Genomic DNA, 21,494 nt, shown 5'->3' with positions numbered 1-21,494 from the left:
GAACAGGAATGTGTTGCCAGTCGTCAGGTTATTCACTTTTACTGTGGATATCTATGTGAAGAACCAGATAACAATGTGGGTAGAACTTTCTTAAACTCATTATTTCAACAGTAATTAAAATTCATTAATGTTATTATATTTCAATAAAATATTGAGTTTTACACAGCAAGATAAATCCCTTTACTCACCGTTATACTATCCGCTAATTTATTCATGCACAAAAAATGTCCTCCGCCGTTTTTATCCACAGCACCTGATAAAAACTTGAACGATATCCCGGCTTATGCGTAAAAAAAACCTTTCGTCAAGGTAAAAAACCGTATCCACAATGAGCATTTTTATAGTTATCCAAGGAAGCTGTGGATAACATAGTGTAAGATCCTGTTCACTGTCGGTGGCTTATCGCATATAAATTCCGATATGATAGATAAACTTAGTCAGTAAAAAATAAAAATAATTTTATAAATCATGTCATTATAATAGTTATCCTCAGATATTTGACGACTGATAAATCTGCTGAAAATTATTGTTTGATTATTGAACAGAAAATTGAATAAACAGAAATGGGCCTTTGATGTACAACAATCTACTGCCACCTAACACTCCTGATAGCGAACAGCAGCTATACCAGCGTGCTCTCGCACTGGCGGGTTATACCATGAAAGAACTGGCAGAGGCCGCTGGATTACCTATTCCGGAAAATCTGAAACGGGACAAAGGCTGGGTTGGGATGCTGCTGGAACACTATCTTGGTGCCTGCGCTGGTAGCAAAGCAGAACAAGACTTCCCACATCTGGGAGTGGAATTAAAAACTATTCCTGTTAATGCCCAAGGCAAACCGCTGGAAACAACCTTTGTTTGTGTAGCGCCTCTTATCGGTAATATCGGTATTACCTGGGAGAATAGCTATCTGCGTAAAAAACTGCGTAGGGTGCTGTGGGTACCAGTAGAGGGAGAACGGAATAAGCCCTTAGCTCAGCGCCGTGTAGGAACCGCTTTATTATGGAGTCCGGATATCCATGAAGAGCAACAGCTAAGACGCGATTGGGAAGAGCTAATGGACTTAATTGTGTTAGGCAAAGTGGAATCAATAACCGCTCGCCATGGAGAAATATTACAAATACGCCCTAAAGCTGCCAATAGCCGGGCCTTAACAGAAGCCATTGGTGAATTTGGGCAACCCATTACCACTCTGCCTCGTGGGTTTTATTTGAAAAAAGAATTCACCGCAACACTATTATCAAAACACTTTAAAATATAAGCAACAACTTATATAAAACTAAGATTAATTATCATTTAAAATAAAAAAACCTTATCGATATAAGACAAAGCCACACTTAAAAAATAACACTTTCTGGTAATTACCAAATTTTTACCATATCAAAACTAAATTTAATCACATAAAAAACAATAATATACAATAGCAACGCTTTAAATGATTAAATAATATATAGAAAGCACCATATCCATAGTGTATTATTTCTCATGAAACCATCATATACACCAATAACTCAATAGTTTATTGAAATATACTGTGCGATTAATACCCTGCTCAGCTAAAGGGATGAATTTTTTTTCAAAAACAGATTAGCTTTATTTATAATTTATTAAAAATAAAGCTATCTCATATTTAATCAACAAACTATTAGCTACCTAATTAAAGGGACTTAAAATATGAAAAAAGCAACGCTTATCGCTTTAACGACTCTTTCACTCACCTATGCAGCATCAGTCAGTGCCAATAATACGGTTAAATTTTTGGGTGAAGTCAGTACTCAAACCTGTACCGTTGATATCAATGGTATTTCAAGTAACCCTATGATCTTACTGCCAACGGTTCCAGCCAGCGCATTAGCTGTTCAGGGCGGCACTGCTGGCGCGACTAAATTCACGGTAAATCTGACAGGTTGTACATCTGAAGGCACAGCAACAACAATTAAAACCGTTTTCCTGGCTAACAATGTGACCGCTAACGGTAACTTAGGTAATACCGGTAGCGCTACCGATGTTTCCATTAATTTGCTCGATTCCAATGGTTCCACCCCTCTGGACTTCACTTCCGGATTTGCCACAACTACAGCAATGACATTGGCCAGTGGTGCAACCTCTACATCTCAAGAGCTGACCGCACAATACTATGCTGAGAGCACTTCGGTCTCTGCCGGTTCCGTGATTACCAGTGCGCAATACGCGATTACTTATCCATAAATAACCGTCAAATATTTGTTCCGGGGTAAGAGCGAGAATAACTTTCGCAGGATTCCCCGGAATTAATCACGTGATATTTCTTTACAGGAAGCAAAGCAATGTCGTTACTCTACCGATTATTAAAGCGCAGCAGAGCATTATTACTGTGCGCCTTGGTCATCAGCCAATATAGTCATGCAAGCGTTATCATGAATGGTAACCGCATCATCTATCCCGCTTCTGCTAAAGAAAAGACGTTGCAGTTTACCAATCAGGACCCTCATCCTAATCTGGTACAAATTTGGCTGGATATTAATAACCCGCGTTCAACCCCAACAACAGCCGATGCGCCTTTTGTCGCTACACCACAAGTGTTTCGTATGGAACCCAACTTCAGGTCAGGCTGTCCGATTAATGTTTACGGGTGCAGGATTGCCGCTGGATCGCGAATCGGTATTCTATTTTAACTTTCAGCAAATTCCGTCAGTTAAGTCAGCGGATAAAGATAAAAATAAATTACTCCTTTTAGTCTCTAATCGACTCAAGGTTTTTTATCGCCCCGACTCATTACCCGGATCGTCAGACAAAATTAGTGATGAACTGATTTTTTCAGTGAAAAAAATTCAGGGGAAAATGCATCTGGTGGTGAATAATCCAACCGCCTATCACGCTAATTTTACTCAGGCCACTATCACTACGGCCGGTAAATCCGTCAATGTCCCGGATGTCACCATGGTTGCGCCTAAATCAGAGATATCCTGGCCGATAAAATCGTCTATTAACGTGAATAACTCATCCGTTCTCCAGTATAAATTGGTAAATGATTACGGTGTTGAAATCAAAGGCAAGTATCAATTCTGATTGCCCAACTACACAGGAAGTGTAGAGACGAGACGATGGATTATTTAACCAAATACGCTCACCGGGTCACACAACATAGTCTGTTGTTATCATTGATAACAGGGCTGACATATACCCCGGTATCCTATGCCAATGCGCCACAGCTTGATATCAGTGATGATGAATACAGCTTTGACGAATCCCTGCTTAAAGGCAGTAATCTGGTAATACCGGACATCTCTCGTTTCAATAAAGTAGAAAGCATTGTTCCGGGGCAGTATCAGGTAGATATTTATCTCAACAACGTATTTGTTGGCAGTAATAATGTTACTTTTGTCAGTACAGACAACAATAAAGTTTTGCCCTGTTTATCCAGAGAACTACTAATCAAAACCGGTGTTCGCGATTCTTCCATTGATGAAAATACTCAGAATGCAACAAATGAGAATGACTGTGTTATTCCCGAGCAACAAATTGACGGTGCCAGCAGTCATTTTCAGTTTACTGAATTACGTCTGAATTTAAGCATTCCGAAAAAGTTAATGAACCATCGTCCACGAGGCTATATCAGCCCGGAATCGCTCTCCAGCGGAGAAACTATTGGTTTTGTTAACTATAGCCTGAATCAGTATCACGTCGCCTATAAGAATAGTGCCGCCAGCGATCTGGACTCTACCTACGCCAACATCAATGCCGGTGCCAACTTAGGATTATGGCGCTATCGTCAACAATCTTTTTATAACAATCAGACCGGTCAGGAAAGTCGCTTCACCACAACACGTCGTTATGTGCAGCGTGCGATAGAACCCTTAGGCAGTGAAATGATGCTTGGTGAAGGTTTTACCAGCGGGCGTTATTTTTCTGGTTTAGGTTATCGTGGGCTTGAACTGGCTTCTGACGACCGTATGTTGCCGGAATCGCAGCGTGGCTATGCTCCGTCGGTACATGGTATTGCCAAAACCAATGCTAATGTAGTTATTCGTCAGGGTGAGAATATTATCTATCAGTCAACGGTAGCCCCGGGCCCTTTTGAGATTAATGATTTAAACGCCACCAACTATGCCGGCGATCTGGACGTTAGCGTGACGGAAGCCGACGGCAGCGTGAGTACATTTCGGGTACCCTTTTCTGCGGTAGCCGAATCACTGCGACCCAATATTTCACGCTACTCTCTGGTAGTGGGAAAAACTCGTTACGTTGGGGATAGCGACCTGTTTGGTGAAGCCAGCTATCGCCGCGGTATCAGTAACGCCATCACCGCCAACAGCGCATTTCGTTTAGCGGATGGCTATCAGGCCACCATGCTTGGTGGCGTTTATACCAGCCAGTTAGGTGCATTTGGCCTGGATGCCACCTATTCCCGCGCTCAGCTACCAAATAGCAATGACCAATCCGGCTGGATGCTTCATCTTTCCTACAGTAAAACCTACAGCCCAACCAACACGACTCTCTCCATCGGTGGATATCAGTACTCCACCAATGGCTATCGTGAATTAAACGATGTACTGGGCGTTCGTCAGGCCGAAAAATCGGGAGATGACTGGCAGTCATCGACCTATATGCAGAAATCTCGTCTTGAAGGCTCCATCAATCAGTCTCTCGACTGGGCTGGCAATATCTATCTTTCCGCTTCAACTCAAAACTATCGCGGAGGAAAAGCCCGGGATAAGCAATTACAGCTTGGATACTCCAAAGTGTTCCAGAATGGTGTTTCATTTAATCTGTCGGTCGCCCGAACACATAATGGTGGCTACTTTAATAGCCCCTACACTAACAGCGAGGGCTACAGCCAAAATGATAACAATAGCGCCTCGGAAACTAACACCGCATTCTCTATCTCCATCCCGCTGGGACGAAGCTCTTATGCGCCAATCCTTACCGGCACGTTGAATCGTTCAGGTAATTCGGGAACCGCTTATCAGACCTCGTTATCCGGAACCATGGGCGAAAAACGAGACATTAGCTATGGCGTGAATGTCTCCACTGACAGCCACCAGCACCAGACAGTATGGAATGGTAGCTTACAGACCCGCAGTTCTGTTGCCACACTGGGAGCATCTGCCTCAACCGCCAGTGATTACTGGCAAGCATCGGGTTCTGTTCAGGGCGCAATGGCATTACATAGTGGAGGTCTTACCCTTGGTCCCTATGTTGGAGATACCTTTGCACTGGTTGAAGCTAAAGGTGCTAAGGGTGCCAGAGTGATGGGTGGACAAGGTGCCCAAATTGATAGTTTTGGCTATGCTTTAGTCCCGGCATTAACGCCTTATCGCTACAATACTATCGCACTGGACCCCGAAGGGATGAACAGCCATAGCGAATTGCAGGATGCACAGAAACGCATAGCTCCTTATGCTGGCGCCACCGTAAAAGTGAATTTTAAAACGGTATCAGGATATGCTCTGTTAATCACAATACAGCAGCCTGAAGGAAGTGAACCTATTCCCATGGGAGCCGATGTGTATGATCAGCAGGATAAGGTTATTGGTATGGTCGGTCAGGGCAATCAGGCTTATCTTCGTTCAGATAATACCGATGGGTATCTTATCGTCCGCTGGGGAACACAGCCCAACCAGCAATGCCAATTACATTATGACCTGTCACAACAAGATACTGACAAACCGCTGATAGTATTAACCGGTCAATGCCAATAACAGAATTGAATAGAGTAATAACCACTATGAAAAATCATCACTCTCTATTTGCCAGCCCTCCGCTTTTTGCTGTCGCGCTAATGGCTCTATTCTGGTCAAATCTGTCCGAAGCCCAATGCAGAAGGGTCACCCCCCATATCGACTCCGGATGTGATAGCTGTGGTCTTGGCCTGGGCTTAGGTAAAGTGAATATTACCGACAACTATCTGCAACCCGTTGGTACGCCTTTGGGTAGCTCAGTGGTTAATTTCACCTCAGCAACCAAATACCCTGATCCCAATAAAGTGCTCTATCAGTGTGACCTGACGGATAAAGACGATATCTATGAAGTTTTTGCCACCAATGGCGATGATAGGGTTGGGGGATATTATGAACAGGGCATCAACGATGGCTATCCGGATATTACGCCACCTATATTCCCTATGTAGCGATTAAGCTGACACACTTAAACTCGGGCATTGTATTCAGTCGCACCTGGCAATCGGCACCGTTAACCAACTACGAGGTTGTTGGTGACAAAATCAACATTCGGGTAAGAGACCTCAGTCCGGTACGCGCTGAGTTAATTAAAATCAGTACACTGCCGGGAAGAGGAAAAAGTAACTATTGCGGTTATTCAGCCTCCAATCCACTCACCGGCATGGCATCAACTACCGGGCCGTCAACCTATACCTGCATTCAGCCTAATGGCTATATTCTATTTTCAGGGCCAGGAATTGCGGCACAAACCCCCGGAACAGACAGCGCAGATGAATTTGGCACCTGGGGTACTGGTCGTTGGAATGCTATGGGTATGGGAACCGCACCGCAATCAACCATTAGCTATACCGCAACCTGCGTTGCCCGAAACGTTACTCCATTAGTCGTTTTCCCAACCATCTCTGCGACACAGCTCAATAATGGCGAAACAGTACAAAGCAATCTGAATATTACCATTGAATGCAGTAACTCTGCGGTTTCTGGTGTCGCCACGGGCAATACCGCCATGGGATTACAAACCTCTCTGGAAGGTTATAACGCGGCTCAACAGCTAGGTTTGGTCAACAACAGTGGAGGAGTCAGCTATTTGCTATCCAGCGGTTATGGTACTGATAATTCAATAGCTACCGGAGTGGGAATTCGACTGCAAAATGCCAGCACTGGCGTCAGAATGAATTTTCTTGGCTGGAGCGCCTGTACCTCTTCCGGCTGCCCAAGCGGTGACAGTGCCGGATGGTATCCGGTATTAGCCGGAGCCAGCGGGAGCGGCAGTAGCAACAGCGGTTACAATAACTACACCACTACCCTTCAGGCCACGTTGGAAAAACTACCGGGAAAAACTGCAACCGCCGGAAAAGTAGACGCCACCGCCTATGTACTGGTTAAAGTGCAATAACATGATGGTAAAGAGAATGAAGAGATATGGCCTGACACTGCTGCTCTGTATGGGGTTCATCTCTGGGTTGGCACCGGCTAACGCAGGGATTATGCCGGCATCAACGCGCATTATTTACCAGGAAGGTACCACAGAACAAAGCCTGATGCTGGCCAATACCAATCCCTATCCTGTGATGGTACAAACGTGGATTGATAACGGGGCAATCGATGGAACCCCGGAAAAAGCCGATGCGCCATATATTGCTTTGCCTGCTGTATTTCGCATGCAGCCAAATACCATGCAGGGACTGCGCATTATTTATAATCAGCGCCCGCTGCCAAAAGATCGTGAGTCCGTGTTCTGGCTCAATCTGTATGAGGTTCCCCCAACAAAGTCTGAGCGTTCATCCCCTTCATCTAAAGTGAAAATGACGATGAATACTCAGATGAAGATTTTCTACCGGCCAAAAAGCCTGAAAGAAAAGCCACAAAACTGGGCGGAGAACATGCAATTTTCACTGTTTCGTCGTGGAGACATGCTGGTTGTTCGCTGCACCAACCCAACCCCCTACTTTGCCTCTTTTGCTTCTCTCAAGTTAGACATCTCGGGCAAGCAATATGCCAGCGAACAAAAGCTGGATATGATGACGCCACCCTTTGAACGGGCAGAATATGAATTTAAGCACCCCGCAATGCGCAATGTATCCGGCACGGTAAACTTACAGTTTCAGCTAATTGATGATAACGGATTTAATCAGGCGGGTAGTCAGACAGTAACGGTCAATACCGTAGAGCGCTAACAAGCTTGTTATATTGAAATTAAAAGACGTTTATCGAATGGAAAGTCTTCTGCCGCGAGTTTAAATCACGCGGCAGAAGTTTAGATGAATCAGCCTCTCTGACGTCTCAGTTGTACCAACCACAACCCGCCAATAGATACCACCATCAGTCCACCAAACACACAACCAATGGCGACCACCGGCATATCCACTTTAACCGCCAGTGTATAGAGCCCCAGCATCAGCAACATCGCTGTGTTTTCACCGAAGTTTTGCACCGCAACTGCATTACCTGCACCAACCGTCTGTTTTCCCCGATGCTGCAACAACGTATTCAGCGGTACAATAAAGAACCCGCCGAAAATACCAATCACCATCAGAATGGCATAAGAGAGTGGCAGACTGCCCTGCAATACAAAAACCACCACTCCAACGCCCAGCAGAACCCCGGCGGGAATACAGCGATTTACCGTATCCAGCGTAATCCATTTTGCGGCAGCAGCAGCGCCAATCACGATACCAACCGCCACCATGGCATTGAGTAGCGTTGGCGTCAGCAGTCCTTCAATATGTAAAGCAATAGGTACCCACAGAATCAGCAGGAAGCGCAGAGTAATACCCGCCCCCCAAAACAGGCTGGTGCCAACCAGAGACATACGGGTACCCTGATCGTTCCACAATATCTTCGCCGAGTCGGCAAAACGAACGACCATCTCTTTCAAATTCCAGCGCATCCCCGGACGAGCAGCCTGCAAACGAGGAATAAAACAGTTTGCCACCACGGCACCGGCATAAACTCCGCAACACACCGCCAGAGCCAGATAAGGGCTAATATCCACCAGCCAGCCTCCGGCTAAAGATCCCACCAGAATTGCTGCCAGCGTTGAAGACTCAATCAAACCATTGGCTTTCACTAACTGATCGCCATGGGTAATTTCGCCAAGAATGCCGTACTTCGCCGGAGAATAGGCCGTTGCGCCTATTCCTACCAGGGTATAACCAAAAAATGGATCCAAACCGCCAATAATGATGGCCGCGCCCAACAGCTTGATACCGTTGGCTACCATCATCACTCGCCCTTTGGAGAAGCTATCGGCAATCTGTCCGACAAACGGAGCCAGCACCACATAAGCCACAATAAACAGCATTTGCAACGTGGAATGACTCCAGAGTGGATAAGCTTTCTGAATCAGAACGCCCAAAGTAGCAAAAAATAGCGCACTATCGCCGAAAGCGGATAAAAACTGTGCGCTGGTGACCGCCACCATTGCGCGATTCAGCAATGGTTTTGGCGTCACATCAATGGTGGTCATAATGGCTCCACGGCCTCTTCAGCCAGTTTACGCAGGGAAACAAAATCTGGCTTACCGCTGCCCAGCAGAGGAAGAGATTTAAGTACACGAATATCGCGCGGTACCGCCAACGCAGGTAAACCCAGTTCCTGAGCCGCACGGTTTAGGGCATCACGGGCTAAATCCGCAGTGGTAGTAAACAGAACGATAGATTCGCCTTTTGAGGCATCGCTACGCACCGTTGCCGCATGCTCTGCATCCGGCGCCACTTTCTTGGCAATCGCTTCAACGCTTTCCAGTGAAACCATCTCACCGGCCACTTTAGCAAAGCGCTTCACCCGACCTTTAATGGTACAGAAACCATCATTATCAAATGAGACGATATCACCAGTGTCGTACCAGCCAGCTTCCATTTCGCCCTGAGCGTTTTCTGCCGTTGGTGTCTCCAGCACTCCCGGATTTTCTACTCGCAGATAGCCCTTCATGATATTGGGGCCCATAACCTGTAAACGGCCGCCCTCTTCAATACCCGGTACGGTAATCAGCCGCGAATGGATACCCGGCAGTAACTTACCGACAGTATGGGATTTAGCCGCCATTGGCACGTTAATTGCCACTACGGGTGCGCACTCCGTTACCCCATAACCTTCCAGAATACGGATACCAAATTTCTCCTGCCACAGCTCACGCGTAGCTGTGGACAGCTTCTCTGCACCCGCCACCACATAGCGCAGTCTGGCAAAGTCATAAGGATGAGCAAAGCGAGCATAGTTATTCAGGAACGTTGGGGTACCAAACATCACATTACAGTTTTGGTCATACACCAACTCAGGCACTACCCGATAATGGAGCGGGCTGGGATAAAGAAAGATTCGACTACCGGTCATTAATGGTGTCAATAACCCTGCCGTCAGGCCAAAGGCATGAAACAGCGGCAAGGCAGACATAAACTTATCCTGCGCAGTAAAGTCAGCCACAGTACGAATTTGTTCAACGTTCGCTAACAGGCTGTCATGGGAATGGACCACCCCTTTCGGGTTGCCTTCTGAACCGGAGGTAAACAGAATAATTGCTGCGTCGTCAGGTTTCTGTTTCACCATCGCCATACGAGGGAATAGCAGGTGTTTCAGCACCCAAAATTTATCTTCTCCGGTAACGGTATCTTTCAGGTCTTCAAGGAAATACCACTTAGCGCCGGTCACTTGCTCTGCCAGATAGGTTAGCTTTCCTTTTTCAAGAAACTGACGAGAGGTCACAATGGTCTTTATTTGCGCGGCTTTTAGCGCACTTTCCAGGCCATTAACACCCGCAGTATAATTCAGCATTGCCGGAACCCGACCGCTCAACGAACAACCAAAAATGGTTGCCGCAGTCACCACGGTATTTGGCAGCAGTAATCCTACATGCTCCCCTGGCTCACTCAGTTTGCTGATAATACGACTCAAACCCAGCGACTTCTTCAGCAGGGTACGATATGAGTCATTTTTCATTGAGATATCAGCAATACAGGTCTTACCGATGCCATAGCGTGTATGAGCTTCCAGCAGTGCTTCATACAATGTCATACGCTGGCGGGTTGCCATACGGGCATCCATCATAATTTGATGCAGGCAAACTCCCGCTAATTTACGACGCTGAGCCGCCTTCGGCGCATCCGGCATCGGAACCCGGGTTGGGGGCAGAACGTGAATATTAACCTGTGGAAACAGACGCAGTTTAAATACGCCTTTTAAGCGGCTCAGAAAGCTAAACTCAAGACCTTCCAGCCAAATAGGAATTACCGTCGCCTGAGAACGTGCCGCAACAAAAGCCGCACCATCATAAATCTTCATTAAAGAACCGGTAACCGTAATACGACCTTCCGGGAAAATAACGATCGGACGCCCGTGCTCAATTTGTCGCACCAGGGTTTTAATTGACATCGGTTTGGAAGGGTCGAGGGGAACAATATCCACATAAGGCATTAAGATGCGGATAAACCAGCGCTCGGTGTACAGGCTATACACAGCAAAAACCGGTTTAACCGGTAAGAATAACGCCAGTAGAATGCCATCAATAAAGGAGAGATGGTTTGGGGTTATCAGTATGCGTTCCTGTTTAAAGCAATCTGTATCGCCATAAACACGTACGCGAAAACATAAGCGACATAACGCTCTTAAAATCCGTAAAACCATTACTATCTCCCTATCGGACAACGCGATATGCGTTGATACCTCCATTTCCAGGTTAAGACAATCTATTTTTATTGCTGTTCGCGATTAATCGTTTAATCGAATAAAAAACCAGCAATAATATCCTGAAGTAAAAAAAAACCTACGCATCCGCGTAGGTCGGTGTAATCCAGTAAATGGTTCTGACGTTGCCGCCAGAGATTCACCAATAAATACCTCTGGGATCTCAAATCTAGTCCATGGTATAGCAGACATCCAGCCAGAAAAGGCTACATAGGTGCACAAAGTGTAACGAAGCATGTAATTTTTGTATTTTCGTCAATTTTGTGACTTTCCATATTGCTAATACCCCTGTTTTCCGTGAGACTTCACGATGTAAACGTTTTCTTTTATTCCGGCTGACGAGGCAAATTATGGCGACAATTAAAGACGTAGCAAAACTGGCAGGCGTTTCCGTTGCCACGGTCTCCCGCGTCATTAATAACTCGCCAAAAGCCCGGGGGGCTACTCGTGAATCGGTACTCAGCGCCATGGAGCAGCTGCAGTACCACCCCAATGCCAATGCCAGAGCGCTGGCTCGCCAAACGACAGGTACCATTGGTCTGATCGTTTCCGACGTTTCCGATCCCTTCTTTGGCATTATGGTAAAAGCCACAGAACAAGTCGCCAGCGACAGCGGTAACTTTTTGCTGATTGGTAATGGCTATCATGATGAGCATAAAGAGCGTCAGGCCATTGAACAGCTTATCCGCCATCAGTGCGCCGCATTAGTGGTTCATGCCAAAGCTATGCATGACGAAGAGTTACGGGGATTAATGAACCATATTCCCGGGATGGTACTTATTAATCGTATTCTTCCTGGACTGGAATCCCGCTGTATTGCTCTGGACGATCGCTACGGATCTCACCTTGCTACGCAATATCTGATTCAACAGGGGCATCGTAATATTGGCATTATCTGTTCTGACCATAAGATATCCGATGCGGAAGATCGCCTTCAGGGCTATCTGGATGCCCTGACGGAACACCAAATCACGATAAATACTAAACGCATTGCCTACGCCTCGCCGGACGAAAGCGGCGGCGAGAAAGCGCTGATAGAGCTGTTGGAAAGAAACCAACAGCTCAGCGCAGTCGTCTGCTATAACGACACCATGGCGGCGGGCGCCCTCTCGGTACTTAGCGATAATAATATTCAGGTACCTGAACAAATATCACTGATTGGTTTTGATGATGTACTCATTGCCCACTACCTGCGCCCGGGGTTAACCACCATTCGTTATCCGGTGGTTTCGATGGCAAAACAGGCGGCGGAACTGGCACTGGCATTGACACAAAGGAAAACCCTGGCGGATGTTACAAATCTATTCCACCCTACATTGGTAAAAAGACACTCAGTTGCACAATTGTTGTAACCATTATGGTGAAAGAGCGTTTTAACCCGAGTTAGTTTTGCTCAATAAAAGCCATCTGGTTTTGATTAGCGACTATTTGAAATTGAACAGTGACAAAAACCTACACACCAGCCTTTTTACTGCGCTCCCAAGCTTACTCAAACCATCAAATGATTAACCACATAGCTAAAAATTTCGATCCGCCTTCCTGATTTTTATTCCTGCACTTTCCTCTTATTTTATTCATCCCATAATGTCATTCAGTTCCAATAAGTATGTTTGCTTATATGGTCAAGGCAACGCTGACTTCTGACCAAAGATAGTGCCAGCAAAATAGAGTGTGATGTTTTTATGAGTATTACCATGTTAAAATTAATAGGAGTTATTAAATGTTATTAAACGAGGTAATTCTTATGAGTTCTCATACTAAACAGACTATCAGCGCTCAAATTCCCATTGAGCTGGCACATGCTGTTGAGAAGCTGGCGATAGAATTGGATCGTTCCAAAAGCTGGATTATAAAAGAGGCATTGCTCTCCATGTTGGCAGAAAGAGAGCGGCGGCATCAAAGCGTGCTGGCAGGCCTGGCTGATGTAGATGCCGGTCGTGTGGTTAGTCATTCAGATATGATTGATTTTACTAACCGTCTAAAGAAATCCTGCTAGATGGAAATTTACTGGACCCTGAAAGCTCGGGACGATCTGGAACGCATATATCGTTTTGCCCTTCAATACAGCCGGCAACACGCTGATGAGGTTTTAGATCGTCTGATAACAGGCAGTTCTGGTCTTATAACTTATCCGGCGATTGGCGTACCGCAAACGCGCTATCAACCGCGCGAAGTAAGAAAAGTTTTGTTCGACGACTATGAGATCCACTATGAAGTTAAAGATAGTGATATTTTTATCGTGGATATCTGGCATACGAAAGAAGAGCACTAACGTTCAAACAAAGGCGTCAGGCCAAAGCTCGCTTTGAGCACAAAACTATACATCCATCTCAATAATTCCCCTTAGTGACACGATTCATTTATCACTATTGAACATCCATATTTTACAATTAATACACATCAATATAAAAATTATAACATTTGGCATATCTATACCTGTGAGGTTTTATGAACTGGCGGATAGGTATCGGTGGCCGGCTATTGTTTGCTTTCTCGCTGTTAGCAACCATGACCCTGATTGCTACCGGTTTAAGTTTCCGTAGCCATGCGGAACTCGAATCTCGCCTGTCGGATTTACATCAGAAACATATCGGTGCTTTATTTGCCGCCACTCAATTAAATGACCAGAGTCGGCAAATTGTTAGTCAGGCTTCAGCCCTGTCAATGGCAGAACGCCAAAGTGAACGAGAGCAGGTAAAAGATGAACTGCTCGATACGCTCAATCACATGGAAGATTGGATGAGGCAGTTGCCCGACAAGCAACGCTACTTTCTGGAGCTGAATACTCAGATCCGACAGACAATAATGGTGCTGTATAAAGTAACCACCCAGCGGGCAACTTTTGCTGCCAGCGCACTCCAACACAGCCAAAAATTGAATGAAACCTTCGAAGATTGGCGGCAGACATTAACTCCCTCAAACATAACCAGCCAACTCTGGTATCTTGAATTAGCCTTTCTGGCGGGTTATGTCGAAAAAGTCTCTGCGGCACAAAGCTTCAACGAGCTGGACTATACTTTTTTGCGTATTGAAGAGATAAGTCAGCATATTGCCGAATCGGCGGCAAAAGATAAAACCTTACTACAGGACAAATATCAGCAGTTACTCAGCCTGTTAGCCAAGATTTCGCGTGAAGGCCCGATGTTTCATGACAAAAACCAGGAATTGGATCTCTCTTATCAACAATCATTTCTGGTACTCAATAACCAACGTCATGTTCAGCAACTAGCCCGACAAATCTCCTACTACAGCCATGAAATTAACCAATTGATTGATAATGAATTATCGGCAGCTACGCAATCCGTCGCTCAGGCAAGTCGCCTCACTCTCGGCTTATCCCTGTTAAGCCTGATAATGGTTATCACCCTTTCCTGGCTATATGTACGCCGTAATATTCTGAATCGTATTCGTACCCTACAGGCCAATATGCAGGCTATTGCAAATGGGCACCTTAATACGCCAATTGTTATCAGCGGTAATGATGAGATCAGCGGAATGGCTCAGGATTTGGCCTTTTTCCAACAATCCGCTCTGCTGGCAGAGCAGACCCATCGCCAGCTGCAATCAGAGATGGATGAACGTCATCAGGCAGAACAACAGTTGATGCAAACCCAGCGGGAATTGGTACAGGCCGGTAAGCTGGCGGCACTGGGTCAGTTGAGTGTCTCTATCACTCATGAGATCAATCAGCCGCTGGCGGCCATGCGTAACTATATTTTTAGCCTCGAACACTATTTGCAACAGAACAACGTGCCGCAGGTTCGTCGAAAGATCGAGCAGGTTGGTGAGCTATTGGATAAGGTGAACAATATCACCCACAATCTGAAAAGCTTTGCTCGTAAAGCGGATAACGACCTGTCTCCGGTACATCTTCATACCGTCATTAATGCAGCCGTCGAACTGTTACAGGTTGATAATAAAGGCATTAAATTGCAGGTACAGCCGCTGTGTCAGAATCAATCCGGACAGCAGATTGATACAGTCTGGGTGGCGGCAGAGGCCATACGGCTGGAACAGGTGCTGATTAACTTACTGTCAAATGCCATTGATGCACTACATACAGTTTCCGAACCGGAAATCGTTCTGACCTGGCGAACGCTGGATCATTGGGTTGAATTACTGGTGATTGATAATGGCTGTGGTATTGAACCAGAACATACCGAACGCATTTTTGACCCGTTCTTCTCGCTGAAATCAACCACTAATGGTCTCGGACTGGGATTATCCATCAGCTATAACATCGTTCAGGACCTGTGCGGTCAGTTAAAGCTTCTCAATAGCTACGCTGGTTATACCTGCTTTTCGCTAAAGCTACTGCACTCAATAGCGCCGGTTGCTGCCAGTCATTAGGAGTATGTATGAATATTGAAGTGATCATTATTGATGACGAGCCCTGCATGACTGAAAGTCTGGGGGAAATGCTAACCATTGCGGGTTTCCAGCCCAGAGCTTTTGGTCAGGCCCGTCACGCGCTGGAGTATCTGGCACTCAGCCGGGAATGCATTGTACTCAGTGATATTCGCATGCCTGAAATGGATGGATTAACCTTGCTATCGGCTATTCAACAACTTGACAGCCAACTGCCGGTGATCCTGATGAGCGGCCACGCGGATATTCCCCTGGCTATTCAGGCCATGAAACAAGGGGCTCAGGATTTTCTGGAGAAGCCGATCAAAACCGAGCAGCTATTTCAGCAACTACATCTGGCGTTGAATCGCCGTCAGGCTTATCTGCAGATGCATCATAAGGCGACGGATAATGAGTATCTGACCCAGAAAATCATTGGTCGTTCTCCGGCTATTCAACACCTGCGGCAACAGACATCCGTGCTGGCTCAGGCTCAGGTTGATACCCTAATTTATGGTGAAACCGGTAGCGGAAAGGACGTAGTGGCAGAAGCTATACATCACAGTGGACCCAGAGCCCACAAGCCTTTTATTGCCATTAACTGTGGCGCTATGCCGGAAAATCTGCTGGAAAGTGAGCTGTTTGGGCATGAAGCAGGCTCTTTTACCGGCGCTCAAAAACGACATATTGGTAAAGTAGAAGCGGCTAATGGAGGAACCCTGTTCCTTGATGAAATTGAAAGTATGCCGCTGGCGGCCCAGATTCGTCTGCTGCGCGTACTACAAACCCGCACCATTGAGCGCGTAGGCAGCCACCAGCTAATTCCGGTGGATATCCACGTGCTGGCTGCCAGTAAGATGGATCTCACTCATCTCAGCCGTCAGGGGCTATTTCGTAGCGATTTGCTATATCGATTAAACGTGGCTAATTTACATATTCCTCCGCTACGCGAGCGGGAAAATGACATCCTGCTACTGTTTGAATATTTCTGCCAACAGGCCGCCCGGCAATATCAGAGGGAAGTTCCCTCAATTAAACCCAGCCAGCAAAACAAGCTGCTTAACTATCTGTGGCCCGGCAATGTGCGGGAGCTGATTAATGTTGCTAACCGTTATGTATTAGGCATTTCCGGCGACGGTATCAATTTGAATGAAGAAAACATTGCAACTACCGCAGAGTCTGAACTAAATGATCTTGAATATCATCTTGATAGTTATGAAAAGAGCATCCTGATTTCTACGCTGGAAACCTGTGCAGGAGAACTCAGTGAAGTGGCGATGCGCCTCAATCTGACCCGCAAGACCCTGTATCGAAAAATGAAGAAACATGGACTGGATAAACGATACTTTCGGGATCTTGATGGGACAATGTTGTCTTCCTGATTCAGCCAAAAAGGACAAAATTGTCCAGTAAACTCGCCCCTGTCAGGAATATTTCTCAAATATACAGAAGATTTTGTTAATTTAATGTTGGCATTGTTATTGCAAAGTTAAATATGAATTCCCCAAAAATGCATGATGTGACGATCGCGACAGGACGTCTTAATAAAAAAAACGACTACCCTAACCCGCATGAATGAGGATGTAACAATGACCAAAATAACAACCAGAGTCTTATTCTACTGGCTGACCGTACAAATGATCCTGGCGGCTGGACTGCTGTTCTCATCCGCCATGGCTGCTGACTGTAGTTACAGAGGCGATCTGGACGACCGCTACTGTGATGAAAACCGTGATATGGTGGCAGATACGCCCACCGACCCCAAAGAGCTGAAAAATCCCGGAACCTTAGTATTTAGCTATACGCCGGTAGAAGATCCGGCAGTGTATAAAGATGCCTTCGCTGACTTCCAGAAATACCTGTCCGACAAAACCGGTAAAAAAGTGATCTATTACTCTGTTCACTCTAACTCGGCTCAGGTTGAAGCAATGCGTTCTGGTCGTCTGCATATTGCCGGTTTCTCTACCGGTCCAACAGGCTATGCCGTCAACTTAGCTGGTTATGTCCCTATCGCGGTTAAAGGCACAGAAAAAGAGTTTCAGGGTTACAACCTGATTGTGCTGGTAAAAGCCGATAGTCCATACAAAACTATGGACGACTTAAAAGGTAAAGTGGTTGCTCACACCTCCGTTTCCTCCAACTCAGGTAACCTGGCGCCTCGTGCCCTGTTCCCAAAAATCGGCATCACTCCGGATGAAGACTACAAAGTGGTTTACTCCGGTAAACATGACCAATCGGTTATGGGAGTCCTCAGCGGTGACTATGATGCGGCACCCGTTGCATCAGACGTTTACGAGCGCATGGTTGAGGCAGGTCGCGTGAAAGCTAAAGACTTCCGCACCATCTATACCAGCGCGCGCTTCCCAACCTCTGCTTTTGGTTATGCTTACGATCTGGATCCTGAACTGGTAGCCAAAATAAAAGCGGCCTTTGCCTCTTATCGCTTCCCACCAGAAATGCAGGAAACCTTTGGTGGTGCTGACCGTTTCTATCCAATTAACTATAAAGATGACTGGCAGGTAGTACGTGATATTGCCTTTGCTACCGGCACCGCCTATAGCAAAAACGGCCTGCAACAGTTAGCTGAAAAAGAAGCCGCTGACGCCGCTAAAAAACGTCAGGCTGAATCGGCTGGTGCCAAAGCACAGTAATTCGCCACTCTCCCATATTCATTATCACCAATCGGGATAGCCCAAGGCTATCCCGCAGGAGGCCCGTTGCCATGTCTATGTCACCATCGCTTTCACCACAAAATTCGCTACACAATTACCTCAGCATCCGGCAGCTTAATCATGCCTATCGGGCAGGAAAACCGATTCTGAAAGACATCAATATCGATATTGACCAGCCCGGTATTGTGGCCATTATCGGTCCATCCGGTACCGGAAAAAGCACCCTGCTACGCTGCATCAATCGCCTGATTACGCCAACTACCGGAGAGATTCTGTTTCAGCATGCGGATTTGGTTAAAGTTCAGGGTAAAGCCTTGCGTCATCTGCGCCGCCAGATAGGCATGGTGTTTCAGGAATACAATCTGGTAGAACGCCTGAGCGTGATTGAAAACGTATTAACCGGACGCCTTGGCTATATGAATGCCTGGCAGGCGTGGCGGCGCAAATTTTTACAGGAAGATATCGATCGCGCCTTTGAACTGTTAGGTCATGTTGGGCTAACAGAATTCGCTACCCAACGGGCGGATAGTCTGTCCGGAGGCCAGCGTCAACGGGTAGGTATCGCCAGAGCATTAATGCAAAATCCTCATATTCTGCTGGCCGATGAGCCAACCTCATCTCTAGACCCGAAAACCGCAGTAGAAATTATGGAGCTGATGGATAAGCTGGCGGCCAGCAAGGGCATTCCTACTCTGGTTAATATTCATGATGTAAAACTGGCCCAGCGTTTTGCCAAACGCATCATCGGCATGAGCGGTGGACGCGTAGTTTACGACGGCCCGGCTCAGGGCATCACCGACACCCACCTGAAAGAAATCTACGGAGGTGAGTCATGGCTGGTGTAACTCCCTATTCAAATCCGTTTAAAACTAATTGGTTGATGCGCGCTGGTACTCTGGTGGTAGCGGGATATATTCTGTATGCGTTCAGTACCATGGGGCTCAATTTCCAGCGCATGGCTATCGGTATGGAACACGCCGAACGCCTGCTCAGTCGTATGTTTCCACCCAATTTTGAACGTTGGGAACTGCTGCTGCACGATTTAATGGAGAGCCTGCAAATAGCGATTATCGCCAGCGCAGTTGGCATTATTATTTCACTGTTTGTCGGGCTGTTTGCCGCCCGAAACCTGATGCCCAATATTATCAGTGCGCCAGCACGAGTGGTGATTGCGGTTTGTCGTACTTTCCATCCGGTAATTATCGCTATTTTATTTGTGAAATCAGTGGGTTTTGGCGCACTGGCAGGGATTCTAACCCTCATCGTCGCTTCTATTGGTTTTATCGCTAAACTGTTTGCTGAGGCGATTGAAGAAATATCCCTTAAACAGGTAGAAGCCATCCGGGCCACCGGAGCCAGCTTTGTCAGCCTGATTCTGTTTGCGGTACTGCCGCAGGTTTTTTCCCGCTTTATCGGTTTTTCGACCTACCAGTTAGACTCAAACCTGCGTAACTCTACCATGGTTGGTTTGGTGGGTGCCGGTGGTCTGGGCGGTACGCTGTTCTCCGCCTTCCAGCGTTTTGATTACGACTTCGTCACCGCTATTCTGCTCACCATTATTGCTCTGATTCTGCTGGGTGAAGCCCTGTCTAATCTGGTACGGAGGGTCTTTTCATCATGACAGCCTTACCTGTAACTTCCTCACCTCAAACGGACGCTATGACTATGAATACTGCTCCGGCCAACTATCAGCGCTTTACGCCGCTCCAGCGGGCGGCCCGCTATTTAGTCTATGTCATCATGCTGGCATCGCTGTTTGCTTCGCTAAGAACCGTTGAGGTCATTCCTGAGTTTCTTTACGATGCACCGACCCAAATGGCCGATATGTTTGAACGCATGTGGCCACTGGATGTAGCCGCTTATCCAGGCACCATCCATCAGGCGTTAATGGAAACCCTGAATATTGCCACGCTGGGTACTTTGCTTTGTCTGATACTGGCGGTACTCCTGGCGCTGCTGAACGCCCGTAATGTGATGCCGTCGAGAATCGTTAACTGGCTGGCGCAAACCTGTCTGGTAACATCCCGCTCGGTTAACTCGCTGGTATGGGCACTACTGTTCGTGGCTATTTTCGGCCCCGGAACTATTGCTGGTGTTCTGGCAGTAGCGCTGCGCTCCGTTGGTTTTGTGGGTAAACTGCTGGCAGAAGCGTTAGAAGAGATCAATATGGGCAGTATTGAAGCGTTGAAAGCAACGGGGGCTTCAATGCCCAGTATTCTGGTAAAAGGTTACTGGCCACAGGTAGTACCCGCATTCTTCAGTATTGTGCTGTTTCGTTGGGATATTAACGTGCGAGAATCTGCGGTGCTTGGTTTAGTGGGCGCAGGCGGCATTGGCGTAGTACTTAACGATGCGATGAACCTGTTCCAGTGGCAATTAGTAGCAACCATTCTGGTCAGTATTTTAGTGGTCGTTTTGTTAGCGGAATGGGTTGTTGTTCGCGTACGCAAAAAATTAATCTAATCTGAATAGGGGGAGATGATAACTTCCCCCTTAAAAGAACAGAACATCGATTAATACAGGAACGGTCCAATGATTTTGAGAAACCAATATTATGTACTGCGTCACGGTCACAGTTTAGCCAACCAACAAAAGATCATCGTTAGTGATATTCAGCATGGGCAACATGCCTATGGTTTATCTCCGGTAGGTATCAATCAGGTTATCCAGACTCTGGAAAACTGGCCCTATCCCATTCCGGATCTCATTTTTCACTCCGACTTTAAACGTGCAGCAGAAACCGCCGGGATTGTCGCCGATTATTTTAATCGTCAGGCTAAATCTACCGCGGCACTGCGTGAACGCCATTTCGGCGAGTTTGAACTGCGGGATGACAGTCACTATCCACTCGTCTGGAAACAGGACGAAGAAAATCTGACGGATTCATTCGCTCAGGTAGAACAGCTCAGCGCCGTTTGTGAGCGTGAAATGGCGTTTATCCATGCGTTGGAACAACAATACGCTCAGAAAAAGATTTTGCTGGTTGGTCATGGCGATCCCTTACAGATTCTGCTGACCCACTTCCAACAGAAGCCTTTGAGCCAACACCGGGATTTAGCCCCACTTATGACCGCAGAAGTCAGGAAGTTAAACGGAGAATTACAATCACAGGCTGCATTGAGTAATGCCTGAC

18 protein-coding genes and 1 pseudogene are annotated in these 21,494 nt (G+C 46.6%); 17 read left to right on the top strand and 2 right to left on the bottom strand.

Annotated features, from left to right (window positions below):
• Positions 1 to 574 precede the first annotated feature (574 nt).
• The 7 genes and pseudogenes from mutH to EKN56_RS03795 all read left to right on the top strand — a co-directional run bounded on the left by mutH (position 575) and on the right by EKN56_RS03795 (position 7,837).
• The gene (mutH, locus tag EKN56_RS03820) at positions 575 to 1,261 is read left to right on the top strand and encodes a DNA mismatch repair endonuclease MutH (protein ID WP_130590593.1); all 687 of its coding nucleotides are present in this window, start codon (positions 575 to 577) and stop codon (positions 1,259 to 1,261) included.
• 413 nt (positions 1,262 to 1,674) lie between these two features.
• The gene (locus tag EKN56_RS03815) at positions 1,675 to 2,208 is read left to right on the top strand and encodes a fimbrial protein (protein WP_130590592.1); all 534 of its coding nucleotides are present in this window, start codon (positions 1,675 to 1,677) and stop codon (positions 2,206 to 2,208) included.
• A gap of 98 nt (positions 2,209 to 2,306) precedes the next feature.
• Complete coding sequence (locus EKN56_RS21110; protein WP_246019963.1) at positions 2,307 to 2,654, top strand: fimbrial biogenesis chaperone; 348 nt, start codon at positions 2,307 to 2,309, stop codon at positions 2,652 to 2,654.
• On the top strand, positions 2,602 to 3,048 hold the full coding sequence (locus tag EKN56_RS21105) for a fimbrial biogenesis chaperone (protein ID WP_246019961.1): 447 nt from the start codon (positions 2,602 to 2,604) through the stop codon (positions 3,046 to 3,048). Before EKN56_RS21110 ends, EKN56_RS21105 begins: the two co-directional genes overlap by 53 nt.
• Positions 3,049 to 3,083: 35 nt before the next feature.
• Positions 3,084 to 5,681: a fimbria/pilus outer membrane usher protein gene (locus EKN56_RS03805; protein ID WP_130590591.1), complete on the top strand. Its 2,598-nt coding sequence runs from the start codon at positions 3,084 to 3,086 to the stop codon at positions 5,679 to 5,681.
• A gap of 80 nt (positions 5,682 to 5,761) precedes the next feature.
• A pseudogene (locus EKN56_RS03800) lies at positions 5,762 to 7,056 on the top strand (fimbrial protein).
• A gap of 16 nt (positions 7,057 to 7,072) precedes the next feature.
• Positions 7,073 to 7,837: a fimbrial biogenesis chaperone gene (locus EKN56_RS03795; RefSeq protein WP_168189599.1), complete on the top strand. Its 765-nt coding sequence runs from the start codon at positions 7,073 to 7,075 to the stop codon at positions 7,835 to 7,837.
• Between the two features lie 89 nt (positions 7,838 to 7,926).
• On the opposite strand, the gene lplT is transcribed toward EKN56_RS03795, so the two are convergent.
• Entirely contained in the window at positions 7,927 to 9,129 is a 1,203-nt protein-coding gene (lplT, locus tag EKN56_RS03790) for a lysophospholipid transporter LplT (RefSeq protein ID WP_130590589.1), read from the bottom strand.
• A complete protein-coding gene (gene aas / locus EKN56_RS03785; protein ID WP_130590588.1) occupies positions 9,126 to 11,282 on the bottom strand; it encodes a bifunctional acyl-ACP--phospholipid O-acyltransferase/long-chain-fatty-acid--ACP ligase in 2,157 nt (718 codons plus the stop codon). Before aas ends, lplT begins: the two co-directional genes overlap by 4 nt.
• A 410-nt stretch (positions 11,283 to 11,692) precedes the next feature.
• Here aas and galR point away from each other — a divergent pair, with 410 nt between their 5' ends.
• The 10 genes from galR to EKN56_RS03735 all read left to right on the top strand — a co-directional run bounded on the left by galR (position 11,693) and on the right by EKN56_RS03735 (position 21,493).
• Complete coding sequence (galR, locus tag EKN56_RS03780) at positions 11,693 to 12,694, top strand: HTH-type transcriptional regulator GalR (protein WP_130590587.1); 1,002 nt, start codon at positions 11,693 to 11,695, stop codon at positions 12,692 to 12,694.
• A 392-nt stretch (positions 12,695 to 13,086) separates the two neighbouring features.
• A complete protein-coding gene (locus EKN56_RS03775; RefSeq protein WP_130590586.1) occupies positions 13,087 to 13,338 on the top strand; it encodes a CopG family ribbon-helix-helix protein in 252 nt (83 codons plus the stop codon).
• The gene (locus tag EKN56_RS03770) at positions 13,339 to 13,614 is read left to right on the top strand and encodes a type II toxin-antitoxin system RelE/ParE family toxin (RefSeq protein ID WP_130590585.1); all 276 of its coding nucleotides are present in this window, start codon (positions 13,339 to 13,341) and stop codon (positions 13,612 to 13,614) included.
• A 176-nt stretch (positions 13,615 to 13,790) separates the two neighbouring features.
• A complete protein-coding gene (locus EKN56_RS03765) occupies positions 13,791 to 15,692 on the top strand; it encodes an ATP-binding protein (RefSeq protein ID WP_130590584.1) in 1,902 nt (633 codons plus the stop codon).
• 8 nt (positions 15,693 to 15,700) lie between these two features.
• Positions 15,701 to 17,071, top strand: a complete 1,371-nt coding sequence (locus EKN56_RS03760) for a sigma-54-dependent transcriptional regulator (RefSeq protein WP_130590583.1) — start codon at positions 15,701 to 15,703, stop codon at positions 17,069 to 17,071.
• Between the two features lie 207 nt (positions 17,072 to 17,278).
• On the top strand, positions 17,279 to 18,340 hold the full coding sequence (gene phnD / locus EKN56_RS03755) for a phosphate/phosphite/phosphonate ABC transporter substrate-binding protein (RefSeq protein ID WP_130590582.1): 1,062 nt from the start codon (positions 17,279 to 17,281) through the stop codon (positions 18,338 to 18,340).
• A gap of 71 nt (positions 18,341 to 18,411) precedes the next feature.
• On the top strand, positions 18,412 to 19,206 hold the full coding sequence (gene phnC / locus EKN56_RS03750) for a phosphonate ABC transporter ATP-binding protein (RefSeq protein WP_210405332.1): 795 nt from the start codon (positions 18,412 to 18,414) through the stop codon (positions 19,204 to 19,206).
• A complete protein-coding gene (gene phnE / locus EKN56_RS03745) occupies positions 19,194 to 19,982 on the top strand; it encodes a phosphonate ABC transporter, permease protein PhnE (protein WP_130590581.1) in 789 nt (262 codons plus the stop codon). The genes phnC and phnE (EKN56_RS03745) overlap by 13 nt, the downstream gene beginning before the upstream one ends.
• A gap of 38 nt (positions 19,983 to 20,020) precedes the next feature.
• A complete protein-coding gene (phnE, locus tag EKN56_RS03740; RefSeq protein WP_210405331.1) occupies positions 20,021 to 20,824 on the top strand; it encodes a phosphonate ABC transporter, permease protein PhnE in 804 nt (267 codons plus the stop codon).
• A gap of 69 nt (positions 20,825 to 20,893) precedes the next feature.
• Positions 20,894 to 21,493 carry a histidine phosphatase family protein gene (locus EKN56_RS03735; RefSeq protein ID WP_130590580.1) on the top strand — a complete coding sequence of 200 codons (600 nt, stop codon included), beginning with the start codon at positions 20,894 to 20,896 and terminating at the stop codon, positions 21,491 to 21,493.
• Position 21,494: the final 1 nt, after the last annotated feature.

The organism is Limnobaculum zhutongyuii (assembly GCF_004295645.1).
In the GTDB taxonomy this organism is placed as follows: Bacteria; Pseudomonadota; Gammaproteobacteria; order Enterobacterales; family Enterobacteriaceae; genus Limnobaculum; species Limnobaculum zhutongyuii.
The sequence above is the reverse complement of the archived record's forward strand: the minus strand, read 5'-3'. Positions and strand labels throughout refer to the sequence as shown.

Coding starts and splice junctions, on each gene's coding strand:
- mutH (WP_130590593.1), top strand. CDS start 575: ATGTACAACAATCTACTGCCACCTAACACTCCTGATAGCGAACAGCAG.
- EKN56_RS03815 (WP_130590592.1), top strand. CDS start 1,675: ATGAAAAAAGCAACGCTTATCGCTTTAACGACTCTTTCACTCACCTAT.
- EKN56_RS21110 (WP_246019963.1), top strand. CDS start 2,307: ATGTCGTTACTCTACCGATTATTAAAGCGCAGCAGAGCATTATTACTG.
- EKN56_RS21105 (WP_246019961.1), top strand. CDS start 2,602: ATGTTTACGGGTGCAGGATTGCCGCTGGATCGCGAATCGGTATTCTAT.
- EKN56_RS03805 (WP_130590591.1), top strand. CDS start 3,084: ATGGATTATTTAACCAAATACGCTCACCGGGTCACACAACATAGTCTG.
- EKN56_RS03795 (WP_168189599.1), top strand. CDS start 7,073: ATGAAGAGATATGGCCTGACACTGCTGCTCTGTATGGGGTTCATCTCT.
- lplT (WP_130590589.1), bottom strand. CDS start 9,129: ATGACCACCATTGATGTGACGCCAAAACCATTGCTGAATCGCGCAATG.
- aas (WP_130590588.1), bottom strand. CDS start 11,282: ATGGTTTTACGGATTTTAAGAGCGTTATGTCGCTTATGTTTTCGCGTA.
- galR (WP_130590587.1), top strand. CDS start 11,693: ATGGCGACAATTAAAGACGTAGCAAAACTGGCAGGCGTTTCCGTTGCC.
- EKN56_RS03775 (WP_130590586.1), top strand. CDS start 13,087: ATGAGTTCTCATACTAAACAGACTATCAGCGCTCAAATTCCCATTGAG.
- EKN56_RS03770 (WP_130590585.1), top strand. CDS start 13,339: ATGGAAATTTACTGGACCCTGAAAGCTCGGGACGATCTGGAACGCATA.
- EKN56_RS03765 (WP_130590584.1), top strand. CDS start 13,791: ATGAACTGGCGGATAGGTATCGGTGGCCGGCTATTGTTTGCTTTCTCG.
- EKN56_RS03760 (WP_130590583.1), top strand. CDS start 15,701: ATGAATATTGAAGTGATCATTATTGATGACGAGCCCTGCATGACTGAA.
- phnD (WP_130590582.1), top strand. CDS start 17,279: ATGACCAAAATAACAACCAGAGTCTTATTCTACTGGCTGACCGTACAA.
- phnC (WP_210405332.1), top strand. CDS start 18,412: ATGTCTATGTCACCATCGCTTTCACCACAAAATTCGCTACACAATTAC.
- phnE (WP_130590581.1), top strand. CDS start 19,194: ATGGCTGGTGTAACTCCCTATTCAAATCCGTTTAAAACTAATTGGTTG.
- phnE (WP_210405331.1), top strand. CDS start 20,021: ATGACTATGAATACTGCTCCGGCCAACTATCAGCGCTTTACGCCGCTC.
- EKN56_RS03735 (WP_130590580.1), top strand. CDS start 20,894: ATGATTTTGAGAAACCAATATTATGTACTGCGTCACGGTCACAGTTTA.